Genomic DNA, 14,765 nt, shown 5'->3' on the forward strand with positions numbered 1-14,765 from the left:
CGCAAAGGGGCGCTTTTCTCTCGCATTCGGCTCGTATGCGCTTTCCGTTCAAAGGCTGGCGGCAATGATCGCTGATGAAGGTTTGCGTCGGCCGGGTAAGCGACCTCTGCCAGCAAAGCTAGGAACATTTCACCGTAGAGGCGCGATACATACATGACCCATTCATCGCCGGGCTTCGGCAACCTGTACCTGTTTCAACAGACGGCGACGCAAGCCGATGAAGGACATCAACAGATCTGTCATTACAGCGTGTTGGCGCCGCCAAGCACGGCCGTAAATTCATGCGAGAAGGTGCAACCATTGCCATGAGCGATCGCGATCTCAGGATCCGCGATCTGCCGTGCGCCGGCATTGCCGCGTAATTGCTCCGTCGCTTCGATCAGCGTGAACAGCCCATACATGCCTGGATGCGCAAACGACAATCCACCACCATTGGTATTGACCGGCAGAGCACCACCCGGCGCGATCCGACCACCGGAGACGAAGGCGCCGCCCTCGCCTTTCTTGCAGAAGCTCATGTCTTCCAGGAACATGATGACGTTGATGGTGAAGGCGTCGTAGAGCTGCAACACATCGACATCAGCCGTGGTGATGCCCGCCATTTCGAACGCGCGCGGCGCGCATTCCGCCGTCGGCGTCGTACAGAAATCCGGAATCTGCGAGACCTCGCGGCTCCAGCTTGCGCCGGCGCCGCCGAGGAAATAGACCGGCTTGTGCTTCAGCGCTTTCGCACGATCGGGACTGGTGACGATGACGGCAGCGCCACCATCACTCATCAGACAGCAATCCAGCCGCGAGAGCGGATCGGCCACCAGCGGCGATGCCAGCACGTCGTCGATGGTCAGCGGCGCCCTCATCGTCGCATCGGGATGCAGCTGTGCCCATTGCCGCGCGGCCACGGCGACTTCCGCCATCTGCGCGCGCGTGGTGCCATATTCATACATGTGCCGCGCGGCGCACATCGCGTAACCGGGCAGCGGCGACATCAGGCCGTAGACTTTCTCGAAGGTCGGCAGTTCGTGGATGCCGAAGGTGCCGACCCCTTTGAGGTTGGAGCCATAGGCGATCAGCACCGTGGTGCAGAGCCCTGCCTCGATGGCCATTGTCGCCTGCAGGAGATGCGACAGGAAGGACGAACCGCCGGTCATGTCCGAACACGCCCATTTCGGACGGATGCCGAGATACTCACCCATCGAGAGCGTCGGGAACATGTGATACAGCGTGCCACCGCAGATGCCATCGATGTCCTTCAACTGAAGACCCGCGTCCGCAACGGCGCGGGCAGTGGCGCCGGCCATCAGGTCCATCGAGGACAGACCGGGCGCGCGGCCGAGGCCGTAGGTGCCGATACCGACGATGGCGCTCTTGCCACGCAACGAGGATGCGGTCATGGCGCGGCTCCCACGGGGCGAAACAGCACGATGGGCTGTTCGCTATTGGCATAGGTGCCGAAATCCACCGGCGCGATCACCGCCTGCACGCGCATGCCGATATGAACCTCATCCGGCGCGCATTCGACGACGCGGCTAAGCATGCGGACGCCCTCGTCGAGCTCGACGACGCAGGCATTGTGGTCGCCGCCATGCTTCGCGGGCCGCCGCATGATGGTGGTCGAATAGACCGTGCCGAAGCCACTGATTTCGACGAATTCGAGATCGTCTGCGCCACTGCAGGGCGCGATCAGGCGCGGATAGAACACATATTCGCCGGTCGAGCGCGAACGCTGGATCATCAGTCTGCCGGCGCGCAGATGGGCCCAGAACTGTCCTTCGGGACCAAGCTCGGCCGCTGGCGAGGTTGCTGTCGTCATGTCCACTCCGCTTCCTGCAGCGACCGCCAGCTGATCTTGTTGCTTTCCGAGCGCGGCAGGCTATCGACCAGCACCACCGAGCGTGGCGTCTTGTAATTGGCCATGGCACCACGCGACCAGCCGATGATGTCGTCTGCCGTTGTCGACGCCTTGGCCGCATCATGCAGCACCACCAGTGCCTTCACCGACTCGCCGCGATAGCTGTCCGGCGTCGAGATGATGCAGCACTCCTTGATGGCGGGATGGCCATACATGATGGACTCGACTTCCGCCGGCCACACCTTGAAGCCGCTGACATTGATCATCCGCTTCAGCCGATCGACAGCAAAGAAATAGCCGTCGCGGTCGCGATAGCCGAGATCGCCGGTACGTAGAAAGCGCTTGCTGCCCAGCGTGACGAAAGAGGTCTCGTTCGCTTCGGGCTTGTTCCAGTAGTTCTGCAGCACCTGCGGGCCGTTGACGACGATCTCGCCGATGGCGTCATTGCCGAGCTCGGTCAGCGTGTCGGGATCGATGATCCGCGCGTCGGTCTGGTGCACGGCGATGCCGAGGCACTGGCGCCTTGGCGCTTCCATCGGATTGATGTGGGTCGGCGACATGGTCTCGGTCATGCCGTAGCCCTCGACGAATTCGAGGTTGAAGCGGGTCTTCAGCCGCTCGGCCACCGCCACCGGCATCGCCGCGCCACCTCCGGTGATGACCTTGAGCTTTGCAAAACATTCTTCGCGGAATGTCGGGCTGGAGAGCACGTCGACGATCATGGTCGGCGCCGCGTTCCAGAAGGTCACGCCATGGGCCTCGAACAGACCAGGGATCAGGTCCTTATCCCAGCGCGCCATCAGCATCAGCGTCGCGCCGACCGAGATCGCTGCATTCATCGAGCCCTGCATGCCCGCCACATGAAAGAACGGCTGCACGCCAGTCAGCACGTCATCGCCACCGAGCCGGTACCAGCGCGCTTGCAACACCGCCGTAAACAGCACGCTTGAGTGCAGATGCATACAGGCCTTCGGCTTGCCTGTCGTGCCGGATGTGTAAGGGAACAGGCAGAGATCGGTTAGCGTCGCGGTCATCGGCGACGGCGTCTCGTTGCGCGCGATCACAGAGTCCCAGGCGCGCCAGCCCGGCGCGGTGGGGCACGATCCGTTTTGCGTCACGCAGGCGGGCAGCGTGTAAGGCGATGGCTCGGGCACATAGTCGTGATAGTGCGCGACGATGATATTGTTGACGGCATGCCTCAGCAGGGGCGTGAAGACATCGACGAGATCGCCGCCGACGATTGCCACGCCAGCGCCGCTGTCGGACGCGATATGGTCGAGTTCGGCGGTCTTGTTCATCGGGTTGATCGGCACCACGACCGCGTCGGCCCGCATGACGGCGTAATACGAAATCACATATTGCGGCGAATTCTGCAGCGCGACCATGACGCGATCACCGCGCTTCACGCCGCAGATGCTCTGCAGATAGCCGGCGAGCGCGTCGACCTGCCGCAACAGTTCCGCGTAAGTGAGCACTCCGCCGTAGAACAGCGTAGCCGGATGATCCGGCCGCGCCGTCGCCGCCCGCACCAGCGCATCGTACAGGACACCCTCGGGCAACGGCAGCGTGTGCGGCTCGCCGGGCGGCCAGAACGGAGAGACGGCACTCACGGCAAGCCTCCTGACGCGGTCCTCATGCAGATACTCAGGCGAAACGGAAACCGGCGACATCACCGTCATACAGCGCTTCGAAATAGCCGACGATGACGGCGCGGATGTCCTGTTCGTCTTGCATCTTCAAGTCTCTGTTGTCGTGTATCAGTTGAGGCCGCCGGAACGCGCATGTTCCTCATCGGCAAGTTCAAGTCCGTGGTCGAGCGCTGCGAGCAGCCGCTCGGCATCCTGCTCGCTGATGATCAGCGGCGGCGCCAGGAATAGCGAGGTCTGCTCGCCTGATGTGCCGATCACTGCGCCTGCTTCCATCGCCCGTGCGGCGACGCGTGAAGCGATCGGATTTTCCTTGGTGTCAGCAGCCCATGAACGCCAGTCGGGCCCGTGCAGTTCGACGGTCCAATGCAGGCCCTGGCCTGCAACGCGGCTGACGCTCGGATGGTTACGGGCGAGTTCGAGCAGGCGCTTCGTGAAGAACACTTCCATGGCGCGCACGCGCGCCAGAATGTCCTCTTCCGTCACCACATTGAGATAGGCACTGATGGCGGCCATGCTGATCGGATGGCCACGTAGCGTGCCGTAGTTCTGCCAGCTCGATCCCTTGAGCTGCTCAACGATCTTCTTCGAGACCACCACTGCGGCCACCGCTGCAGCACCACCGCCGAGCGACTTGCCCATGGTGACGATATCCGGACGGCTCTTGGCGCCCTGGAACGCGAACCAGCGGCCAGAACGGCCGGCGCCGGTGACGACTTCGTCGGCGATCCAGATCGAATTTGCTTTGGCGGCGTGATCGGCGACTTCGTCTTGATAGTCGCCGTCGTAGTAATTGCCGCCCTGCGTGTAGTCGATGATGGTCGCCGCCGTATCTGCCAGAACAGTGCCAGCATCGGCGAGCACGTCTTTGACCGGCTGGTTGCTGAGCGGCGCGCCGTAGATCGCCCCGTCAGGTGCAGGCAGGATCTTCACCGGCGCCATCGGGGCCGGCAGACGCGAGCCGCCGGCCTGCACGGCGAGCCCACCATGCCAGTGCGGCTGCACAGTCATGCTGCGCGACAGACCGACGAGACCGTGATAGGCGCGCTCGCGCGTCGCCAGCGCTGACTTTTGCGACAGAGCCTGACAGAGCGACAGTGCCATGTCGTTGGCCTCGGAGCCGCTGATGCAGAAGCGTACCCCGCCGACCCAGTCCTCCTCGCCCGCGAAGGCGGTGCTGATCAGATCGTCCGCAGCTTTCTCGCGGCCGATCCAGGTCCAGCCCTCGTTGACGACCGGCGTATCCGCGGCTGCACGAATGGCTTCCACCATTTTCGGGTGGCGATGACCGAGCCCGCCGCCGGTGTTGCTGCCGTCGATCAGGCGGCGCCCATCTTGCAGATGGAAATAGACGCCTTCGCCACCGACCACGGTCAGAGGGGCGCTGTCGCCGGCATTGAGGCCCGTCCGCAAAAGTCTGCTCATCGATTATCCTTTTTATCCTTGCGGAGGTGCATCACGCGCGGCCATAGCCGCCGCCGCCGCACATCTCGATGGTGATGACATCGTCCCGTTGCAGCACGAGGTTCGACTTGCCCTCGACGTCGATTACCTCGCCGCCCCGCGTGAGCGTGAGGCGTGCGGTCTTGCCGGGTGCGCCGCCCTTCAGGCCAAACGGGGGAATAATCTTGCGCTCGACACAACTGGTCAGATGCATGCTGGGGGCAAGGATGCGGTAGCTGCGCACGACACCGTCGCCGCCCGGATAGGCGCCTGCCCCGCCGGAGCCCCAGCGGATCGCCTGCTGCTCGACGCGGATATTGTAGTTGGCCTCGATGGCCTCGGCCGGCGTGTTGGAGGTGTTGGTCAAGTGCACGCGGGTCGCGGCGCAGCCGGCGCGGTTGTGTCGCGCGCCCTCGCCGCCGGCATGGACCTCGTACAGCATCTTCCAGGAGCCATCCTGCCGCGGCTCGGCGAAAGAGAGCATGCCGGACGTGGTGGCGCCGCCCGACGACAGCCGCTCCGGAATCACGTTTTGCATGGCGAGGAAGATCGCATCGACGATGCGCAGCGATGTCTCGTGATTGCCGGCCGCCACCGGCGCGGTGAGACCGGGTTCGAAGATCGAGCCCGGTCGGGTGATGATAGTGAGCGGACGTAACGCGCCGCCATTCTGCTGCATGTCGCGCCCGCTCATGATGCGCGCGCTATAGGCCACCGCGGATTTCGCGATGAAGGACGTGGTGTTACAGAAATTCGAGACCCGGTCGCAACTGCCGGATAGATCGAACGTCGCTTCGTCGCCCTTGATGGTGATCTTGACATGGATACGCGCCGGCTCGTCATTGGGGCCGCCGTCGTCGAGGAAATCCTCGCCTTCATAGACGCCGTCAGGTAACCCGAGAATGGCTTCGCGCATCTCGGCTTCGGAGAGATCGTGCAGCCGCGATAGCGCCGCCACGAACATTGCCTTGCCGTGCTGCTTGCACAATTCGACGATGCGCTTTTCGCCGGCCAGCGTGCAGGCGATCTGGCCGAGCAAATCGCCCTCGCAGGATTCCGGATCGCGGACATTGACCTTGAGGAACTGGACGATGGCATCGCTGACACCCGCCGCCGTGACAATCTTGATCGGCGGAATCCGCAGTGCTTCCTGAAAGGTGTCGATGGCCTTGGCGAGATAGCTGCCCGGCCATGTGCCGCCGATATCAGGCCAATGCGCCAGGCTGACGGCGAAGGCAACGATGTCACCCTGGAAGAACACCGGGCGAACGACCTTGACGTCGTTGAGGTGATTGCCGCCGAGCGCGCCGAGATTATAGATCAACACATCGCCTTCGCTCAGTGTCGCAGCCGGCACGACCTTCAGCAATTCGCGGATCGTATAGGCCATGGCGCCGAGATGGACCGGGATGTCGCGGCCCTGCCCGACCAGTTCGCCCTGCGCATCGGTAATCGCCGAGGACAGATCGCCGGCCTCGCGCAGCAGCGGCGAGCGCGCCGAGCGTGTCATCACCAGACTCATCTCTTCCGCTGCGGCCGACAGGCCATGGCGGATCACTTCGACGGCAAAGGGGTCGAGCTTCATGATGCCACCTTCGCGAGATAGAGATTGCCGTTGCTGTCCGGCGTCGCCTGCCATTGCGGCGGCAGGACTACGGTGGACCACGCGTCTTCGATGATCGCCGGACCGGTCACGACGGAAGTCATGGCGCTGCGATCGACCACATCGGTCATGACGTCCAGCGCGCCATCGAACGAGCAACGGCGTTTCGGAGCAGCTTCGGCGTGCAAAACTGTCGTCGGACGGCTCACTTCGGTGGTCGAGGGTTGCCGTGCCTGCGCACGCACGGATTCGATCACGCAGCTTTCGTTGGTCGCGTAGCCGAACAACTCGCGATGCTTGACGAGAAAGTCCTGCCGAAGTCTATCGACATCGAGCGGCATCGTGAACGGCACGGGGATCGCATCGGCCTGCGCGGCATAGCGCATCAGCGCGACCAGTTCGGTCTGGATGGAGTCGCGCGGGATCGCATTGGCGAGCAAAGGCACAAGGGTCTGCTCGACCAGCACGTCGATACGCTGCGTGACCTTGGCGAGATCGATCCCGTCCAACGCGACGCGCAGAGTCTGCTGCTGCAGGAAGCTGAAATCGGCGGTCAGACATCCCAGCGCGGAAAAGGCGCTGGACGCGGCGGGCACCACGATCTCTGTGATCCCGTAGAGTTCGGCGAGACCCGCCGCATGCATCGGGCCGCCGCCGCCGAACGCCAGCAGCGTACAGTCGCGGCCATCGATCCCGCGCTCCACCGTCACGCGGCGCAGCGCGCGAGCCATGGTGGCATTCGCCACGCGGATGATGCCAAGTGCGGTTTCGGTAAGGCTCAGTCCAAGTCCTTGCGCGATCGGCTCGATCACGCGGGCTGCGGCATCGACATCGATGCCGATGCGGTCGCCGAGCTTGGTTTCGGGGTTGAGATAGCCGAGCAGCGCGTTGGCATCGGTGATGGTCGGCCTGGTGCCGCCACGGCCATAGCAGGCCGGGCCAGGCTCCGAGCCGGCACTTTCCGGCCCGACGGTCAGACCGCCGGCGCCGGCGCGTACGATAGAGCCACCGCCGGCGCCGATGGAATGCACCGCGAGCATCGGCTGACGCAGCGGGCGATCGCCAAGCATCTTGCCGTCGGCCATCTCCGCCTGACCATCGACGATCAGGCAGACGTCGGTCGTTGTGCCGCCCATATCGAAAGTGAGCACGCGGGATTTCTTGAGCTGGCGCGCGATGCTGACCGAGGCCGCGACGCCGGCGGCCGGGCCGGACATCGCCATCACCAGCGGGCGGCGCTTGACGGCCGAGATCGGGATCATCGCGCCGGCTGAATGAAACACCTGCAGGCCCGGACCGATGGGCAGACGTTCTTCAAGCTCGCTCAGATATTCCACCGCAATCGGCATTGCCGCTGCATTGAACGCCGTCGATGACGTGCGCTCATATTCGCGCGCTTCGGGATTGATCTCATGCGACAGCGAGACATGCGGCACAATGGCCTTCAACCGCTCGGCTAGAATCTGTTCATGGACGGGATTGGCATAGGCATGCAGCAGCGAGACGGCGACGCTTTCCACGCCGGTCTCCTTCAGCCAGGCGATCAGGCGCTTGATTTCGGCTTCGGCCAATGGCCTCAGCACCTGGCCCTCGTGATCAAGGCGCTCATCGAGCGCGAAACACAATTCACGCGGCACCAACGCCTTGGCCTTTGGCGCGATATCCAGGCGATAGAGGTCGCGGCGGCGATAGCGCGCGATCTCCAGAACATCTTCGAAACCCTTCGTCGCGATCAGCGCGATCCTGGGCAGGCGCTCTTCGACAATCGCATTGGTGATCCGGGTGGTGCCGTGAATGAAGCGCTTCACGTCGCTCTTGCGCAGACCAACAGCCTCGATGGCTTCGAGCATCGCCTGCACCGGCGCGTGCGGGCGCGACGGCACCTTGGCGATCCGCGTCTCTGACGTGTCGCGCCGAATGGCGATGATGTCGGTGAAGGTACCACCGATGTCGGTTCCGATTTCCCAGATATTCGTCACGCGCGTTGGTCCCGCTTTCGTTCAGGGCCGGCGATGCAGCACAAGGACTACATCGCCGGGTCGTTCGTCTTCGCTTACTTGCGGGCGAGATCGCGGAAATCGACCTGGCGGTGAAACCAGTAGGTGTAGCCATCAAGCTGCGGGATCATCACGGCGTCCTGGTTGGACTGCCACAAGAGCACCAGCGGAACTTCCTTGACGTATTCCGCGATCATCTGCTTGCCCATCTCGTCATACTTGGCCTGATCCTGCTCGAACCGAGCCTGATTGGCCAGTTTCACCACCAGCTCGTCATTCCAGGAGCTATAGTTCCAGCGCTGGTTACCGGTGAAGAAGTTGCGGAAGAAGTAATCCGTAGTCGGCAGCCAGGCGGTGGAGCCTTCGGTGAAGAACGGCAGTTTCTTCTCGGTGATCTGCGTCGACATCTGCGAGTCCGGCAGCTTCTGCACATCGACCTCGATATTGAGCTTCGCCAGCGCCTCCTTCAGCAGCGCCGCCATGGGCTCCGTAACAGCTGCGGAGCCGACATTGATGCTGAAAGTGGTCTTGAAGCCCTTCTCGAAACCAGCTTCAGCCAGAAGCTGCTTGGCCTTGGCCATATCGATCTTCGCCGGCATCGGCTGCGGGAAATCACCATTTGGTGGCGACGTCCACGACGCGCCGAACAGCGGGAAGCCGCGTTTGAAGATCGCTGCGCTGAACATGTCGTTATAGGGCAGCGCCATGGCGATGGCCTGACGGACCTTGAGATTGTCGAACGGCGCCATTTGCGTATTGAAGGCAATCATGGTGAAGCCGTTGGTCTGCGGCGTCGATTCCACTTTGACCTTGCCGCGCTGCTGCAGCGACGGCACGTCGCTGGCCTGCAGATCGATGGCGATGTCGGCATCGCCCTTCTCGATCAGATTGGCGCGCGTGGCGGGATCGCCGATGGTCTGTTCGATGACGCGCTTGAAGTAAGGCAGCTTGCCGTCACGGCCGCTCTTCCAGTTGTCGTTGCGCTTCAGGATCAACTGCTCGCCCGGCTTGAACATCTCGACCGTATAGGCGCCCGAGCCAGCGGTATTGGTCTTCAGCCATTCCTGCGCCCAGGGGTCTTCGGCGGTCGCATGCTGTTTCGCGAGCTTGCTGTTGAAGATCGGCGCCAGCGGCGTGGCGAGATTGGCCAGCGCCAGACGATCCGCTTTGGGTAGTGTTACGGTGATCGTGCGCTCGTCGACAATCGCGAATTGCTCGGCCTTGGTCAGCGATCCCGTGCCCATTTGCCCTGCGGCAATGGATTTGGCAGTGACGGCACGATCGAGCGACCATTTCACGTCTTCTGCGGTGACGGGCGTGCCATCGTGCCACTTGGTATCGCGCAGCTTGAAGGTGATCTTCAGCCCGTCCGGGCTGACCTCATAGCTCTCGGCCAATTCGCCGCGGATCTTGCTGCGATCAAATACCCAGACGCCGTTCTCGTCGCGCTTGCGGTCGAAGGCCACAAGGCGGTCATAGATGCTGGTCGAGACGCCAAAGGCCTCACGTGTCGCACCCGGCGTGGTGGGGTCCAGCGTCGGGATATTGTTGCCGGTCACCTGGCGCAGGGTCTCGGCCCGCGTCTGCGCCTGTGCCGCCGCTGGTGTGAGCGCCATCAGCACCACGCTGCCCGTCAATCTCAACAAACGCCCGCGATCAGCCATCATCTGCCACCGTCCCCTGTCGAACCTCGTTCTGCAAAATCTTGGCGCATCGCGCGCATCCGGATAGAGCCAGACTCGCTGGAAACGACTAGGCCAGATTGCCGGACGCAGGGTAATGCGCTAGCGAGGCGCTAAGGTGCTTAGTTACAGTGCAAGCGCTGCACGCAAATGCAGCAACGATCCCATCAGCGCGCTGATTTATTCAGATGCAGGATGTGCGGCAGTTGTCGCGCCGTCGATGGCTCGACGAGATCGCGCCTACGCGGCGGCAAGGGGAGCTACCCGCCGAAGATTGAGCAATTTGCAGGCGCGTGGCCACTGCCGGGAAACGCATATGGCGGATCGGATTATTTTTTTGCTGCAGATGGCTCCACACCGAGAAGCTGCGCCATTTTCGCGATCAGGCGCGGCGCATCGGTGGGCTTGAGGCGGCCATAGCCCAATACGAGGCCGGCATAGATCGGCGTCTCCAGATGATTCTGCGATAGCGGCTGCACGTGGAGACCCCCTTGCTTCAACAGCCGTGCCGCCTCCACATCGCTCATCCGCGCCTTCAGGCGCTCGGTGAACAGAGCGACGAGATGAAGACCGGTTGCACAGGGAGCGACAGTGAGATCATCAGGCAAATACTGACGGATCGCATCCATTAAGGCCTGCTGCCGTTCCGCATAGACTTTTCGCATGCGGCGGAGATGGCGCAGCAGATGGCCCTCGCGCATGAATTCGGCGAGCGCGCGCTGGCCGATGCCGGAACTGTGCACGTCGATGCGCGCGCGGCCCTTGGTGAAGATCTCGACGAAGCGCTCCGGCGCGACGATGTAGCCCAAGCGCAAGCTCGGCATCATGATCTTGGAGAAGGTGCCGAGATAGATCACGCGCTGCTCGCGGTCGAGCGACTTCAGCGACGCGATCATGCTGTCCTGATGCCGGAACTCGGAATTGTAGTCGTCCTCGACAATCCAGACGTCGTTGCGATTGGCCCAGTCGAGCAATTCGAGCCTCCGCTCCAGCCCCATGCTGACGCCGAGCGGATATTGATGCGACGGCGTCACCACGATCAGCTTCGCATTCGGCGCGCGGCGAATGCCCTCGGTGACGCATAGCCCCTTGTCGTCCACCGGTATCGGCACCAATTTACCGCCGGCCGCCGTCAGCGACCACTGCGCCTCGACGAAGCCCGGCTCCTCCACCCAAACTTCGTCGCCATGATCGAGGATCATGCGGCTACACAGGTCCAGCGCGCTGGAAGTGCCCGAGGTAACGACGATCTGCTCAGGCGTGCAGACGAGACCACGTACCGCGCCAAGGAAGTCCGCGATCTCGCGCCGAAGCTCCGGAAGGCCGGCGGGGGACAAATCGAGGCATTCCTCCTTGTCAGGTTGCAGCGACGTCTGGCGCAGCAACCGAGCCCAATCGCCGAACGGAAAGGTCGAGATATCGGGCGCACCGGGGCTGAAATCCGACGCCCAATTGGTCTCGTAGGTGAAGCCAATCAGCAACTGCCAGCGCTGAGAGATGGGACCGGCGATGCGCGAGATATCCGCAGACGCGCCCGCCGGCGATGCTGCGTTGCGGCTGACCGCGGCGACCGAGACACCGCCGCGCGGCATCGATTCCAGATAGCCTTCGGCGTAGAGGATGTCCCAGGCACTCAACACCACCATGCGCGAGCAACCGAGTTCGCGCGCAATCTCCCGCGAACCGAGAAACTGGGTGCCCGCCGGCAGCATCCCCTGCAGAATCCCGTCGCGCATCTGCGCCGCAATTTGCTGGGGCAATGCCACTGACGAAGCCCGGTCAAGACGGATGCCCGCCAATGACATCCGTCTCCTCTGGCCAGTGGAATTCTGCATGCGAAACGAGGCCCGGACAAACGATCGAGATGAATGTGACTGAACAAGTAGCAGCACGGAAGGCTGGACGTCCACATTGCACCGTATGGCCTAAATAGCGGAGCTTGCCAGGCGCCCTGCACACGGTTTGAGATCGGAGCTAAGACGCTTCCAGCGTGCTAAAATCTCGATCGCAATACCGGCCCTCGCAATGCGCGAAATCCGGACCTCTGCCTCAAGTCCTTCGAAGATATCCGGAGCCTGGAGGAATCGGGCGTATCAGCGATCTGCAATCACGGCCTGCACCAACGGCACCCCTCCACAAGGGCTCGGATTTACGAATGAAGGTCCGCTTTGCGCCAAAAGCGAACAACCCAACCATTGCTGATTCCGAAGTCAGAAACTCTGGGTAGTCCAAGAGACGAGCTCTTTGGCAAGGTTTGAGAAAGCGGAGTCGAAAGCCCGAACGGTTCCTGGTGCATCCAGCTTTTCGATCCTCTGGCTTTGGCGAAATATTCGGGAAGCGATGACCTTTCCATCCTTATCCAGAATCTTTGTAGACAACTCAATTTCTGCCGCTGGCGTTTCATCAGGCCCAACGTCAAATCGTCTGATATCGATAGTGGGCTCAATTGGTCGGTGCAACACTCTAATCTTGTAGCAAAGATGGAGTGCGGACATGAACCGGCGACAACGCATTAACTACTCGGCGGCGCAACGATCCGAGATCTGGGATCGTTGGCAAGCAGGCGAACCGATGAGTTCGATCGGACGCCGGTTTGACCGCGATTCCTCATTGGTATTCTCGATCATATCGCCGACTGGCGGTATCCGGCCGCCGGATCGGTGCCGTGCCAAGCGAGCGCTTAGTCTGTCTGAACGGGAGGAGATTTCTCGTTGGCTCAGCATGTGCCGCTCCTTGCGGTCGATCGCACGTCATTTGGGACGATCGGCTTCAACCATCAGCCGTGAAGTCCGACGCAATGGTGGGGCGGATCGCTATCGGGCAGCCCGGTCCGATCAGGCCGCCTGGGATCGATCGCGGCGACCCAAGCTCTGCAAGCTGGCTTGTCGTCCGTTCTTGAGGCGGACAGTATCGACCTTGTTGGGGAGGCACTGGTCGCCGGAACAGATTGCCGGCTGGCTGAAGCGGACGCACCCGGCGGAGCCCGAAAAGCAGGTGTCACACGAGACGATCTATCGCAGCCTGTTCATCCAGGCGCGCGGCGTCCTGAAAAAGGAGCTTCTTGAGCACCTGAGAGCAAAGCGTACGGTTCGTCGCTCCAGGCATGCGAGCATGAAACGGAACGGGCTCGGCCAGATCAAGAACGCCGTATCCATCAGTGAACGACCGCCTTCCGTCGATGATCGTGCGGTCCCTGGCCATTGGGAAGGCGATCTGATCGGTGGATCGAGGAATAGCTATATCGCAACGCTTGTTGAACGGCATTCGCGCTATGTGATGCTGATTAAAGTCGCGAACAAAGATACCGAAAGCGTTGTCTCGGCGTTGATCAAGCAATCGCGGCGGTTGCCCAGCGAACTTTACAGGTCCCTGACTTGGGACAGAGGTAAGGAGCTCGCCGACCATCAGCGACTGGCATTGGCCGCCGACGTCGATATCTATTTTTGTGACCCTCGCTCCCCATGGCAGCGCGGATCAAACGAGAACACCAACAGGTTGCTGCGCCAATATCTGCCGCGGGGCACCGATCTCTCCTTGCACAGCCAAGCCAGGCTCAGCGCCATTGCAAGGCAGCTCAATGAGCGACCACGGAAAACCTTGCTTTATCAGACGCCGGCTGAGAGGTTTGCCGAATGTGTTGCAGCGATCGGTTGAACTCACCATCAAAAGCTGATAATCGGGCTGAACGCCGTCCAGTGGCCGCGTAGGTGCATGTGTTACGTCGTAGTTTTCGAAACTCTCCAAGATCTTCGCCTGGACGAGCTTGGGAATGCTGTCTGCCCACTGCGCGTCGGGGAAGGCCGCCATGTCCTTGGGCTGCGAAAACAAGAATCGTTGCGTCTGCAAAAGGACGACAGCTGTTGGCTCGGGTATCGCGAACTGCCCCTTAAGTATTTTGGTTGGTGCCGGGAAGTCGACAGCAGCGCGAAGATTATAGGTCACCTTAGATACCGGAGAAACGCCGCCGCCCGTCATTCGCTCCAGACCGCTGACAATTCCGTCGAGCTTTCCAGTGTTGCGAGCGAGTCCTTCTGAGAAAACTTGAAGATTGGTGATCGTGCTTTTGAGCGGCGCGGCATTGTCCGCCAGAACGCCGTCGACCCGCCCAAGGGCATCGCGTGCCGCTTGTGTCATACTGCGGCCAGCGCCGGGTTCGGCTACCAGCATCGTCACGGGAGCGGAATTCGTCAACAATTTACCTCCCTCCAATGCGATTACCGGCACCCCCGTCAGTCCCTGGAAGTCCAATCCCACCTTTGTGTCACTGCGAACGGGAGTGGTGTTCACAACCGAGATGCTTGCAGTGACGCGACTGGGGCTATCGGCCGCCAAATCGAGACGCGTCACCTCCCCTACGCGAATGCCGTTAAAGAGTACCGCGGCACCCACCAGCAGACCCGGCACAGAGCCGTCGAATTGGATTTGATAGGCCGTCCGCGGACCTGAATTTCCGGTGCTATGCAGCCAGAATATAAAGCCGAACACCGCAGCGATAGCTGCGAGAACGAATGCGCCGACGATGACGAAAGGAGCGCGCGTTTCCAT

Annotated in this window: 10 protein-coding genes and 1 pseudogene; 1 reads left to right on the forward strand and 10 read right to left on the reverse strand. The window is 61.9% G+C overall.

Annotated elements, in window-relative coordinates:
- Nucleotides 1–242: 242 nt before the first annotated feature.
- The 9 genes from RSO67_RS12370 to RSO67_RS30490 form a co-directional block, all read right to left on the reverse strand.
- The gene (locus tag RSO67_RS12370; protein ID WP_315843695.1) at nt 243–1,391 is read right to left on the reverse strand and encodes an acetyl-CoA acetyltransferase; all 1,149 of its coding nucleotides are present in this window, start codon (nt 1,389–1,391) and stop codon (nt 243–245) included.
- Complete coding sequence (locus RSO67_RS12375) at nt 1,388–1,810, reverse strand: Zn-ribbon domain-containing OB-fold protein (RefSeq protein WP_315843696.1); 423 nt, start codon at nt 1,808–1,810, stop codon at nt 1,388–1,390. Before RSO67_RS12375 ends, RSO67_RS12370 begins: the two co-directional genes overlap by 4 nt.
- Complete coding sequence (locus RSO67_RS12380) at nt 1,807–3,459, reverse strand: long-chain-fatty-acid--CoA ligase (RefSeq protein WP_315843697.1); 1,653 nt, start codon at nt 3,457–3,459, stop codon at nt 1,807–1,809. Before RSO67_RS12380 ends, RSO67_RS12375 begins: the two co-directional genes overlap by 4 nt.
- 147 nt (nt 3,460–3,606) lie before the next feature.
- Nucleotides 3,607–4,920, reverse strand: a complete 1,314-nt coding sequence (locus tag RSO67_RS12385) for an aminotransferase class III-fold pyridoxal phosphate-dependent enzyme (protein ID WP_315843698.1) — start codon at nt 4,918–4,920, stop codon at nt 3,607–3,609.
- A 31-nt stretch (nt 4,921–4,951) separates the two neighbouring features.
- Nucleotides 4,952–6,523, reverse strand: coding sequence for a hydantoinase B/oxoprolinase family protein (locus tag RSO67_RS12390; RefSeq protein ID WP_315843699.1), 1,572 nt, complete (start codon nt 6,521–6,523; stop codon nt 4,952–4,954).
- Nucleotides 6,520–8,520: a hydantoinase/oxoprolinase family protein gene (locus tag RSO67_RS12395; RefSeq protein WP_315843700.1), complete on the reverse strand. Its 2,001-nt coding sequence runs from the start codon at nt 8,518–8,520 to the stop codon at nt 6,520–6,522. The genes RSO67_RS12390 and RSO67_RS12395 overlap by 4 nt, the downstream gene beginning before the upstream one ends.
- A 74-nt stretch (nt 8,521–8,594) precedes the next feature.
- On the reverse strand, nt 8,595–10,202 hold the full coding sequence (locus tag RSO67_RS12400; RefSeq protein ID WP_410001884.1) for an ABC transporter substrate-binding protein: 1,608 nt from the start codon (nt 10,200–10,202) through the stop codon (nt 8,595–8,597).
- Between the two features lie 347 nt (nt 10,203–10,549).
- Nucleotides 10,550–11,956, reverse strand: coding sequence for a PLP-dependent aminotransferase family protein (locus RSO67_RS12405; protein WP_315843701.1), 1,407 nt, complete (start codon nt 11,954–11,956; stop codon nt 10,550–10,552).
- Between the two features lie 474 nt (nt 11,957–12,430).
- Complete coding sequence (locus RSO67_RS30490; RefSeq protein WP_410001842.1) at nt 12,431–12,733, reverse strand: ABC-type transport auxiliary lipoprotein family protein; 303 nt, start codon at nt 12,731–12,733, stop codon at nt 12,431–12,433.
- Here RSO67_RS30490 and RSO67_RS12410 point away from each other — a divergent pair.
- Nucleotides 12,714–13,874, forward strand: coding sequence for an IS30 family transposase (locus RSO67_RS12410; protein WP_315840826.1), 1,161 nt, complete (start codon nt 12,714–12,716; stop codon nt 13,872–13,874). The two genes, RSO67_RS30490 and RSO67_RS12410, sit on opposite strands and share 20 nt — an antisense overlap.
- A gap of 6 nt (nt 13,875–13,880) precedes the next feature.
- Here the strand turns inward: RSO67_RS12410 and RSO67_RS12415 are convergent.
- Nucleotides 13,881–14,765, reverse strand: a pseudogene (locus tag RSO67_RS12415) (MlaD family protein); the annotation flags it as partial.

The organism is Tardiphaga sp. 709, from assembly GCF_032401055.1.
GTDB lineage: Bacteria > Pseudomonadota > Alphaproteobacteria > Rhizobiales > Xanthobacteraceae > Tardiphaga.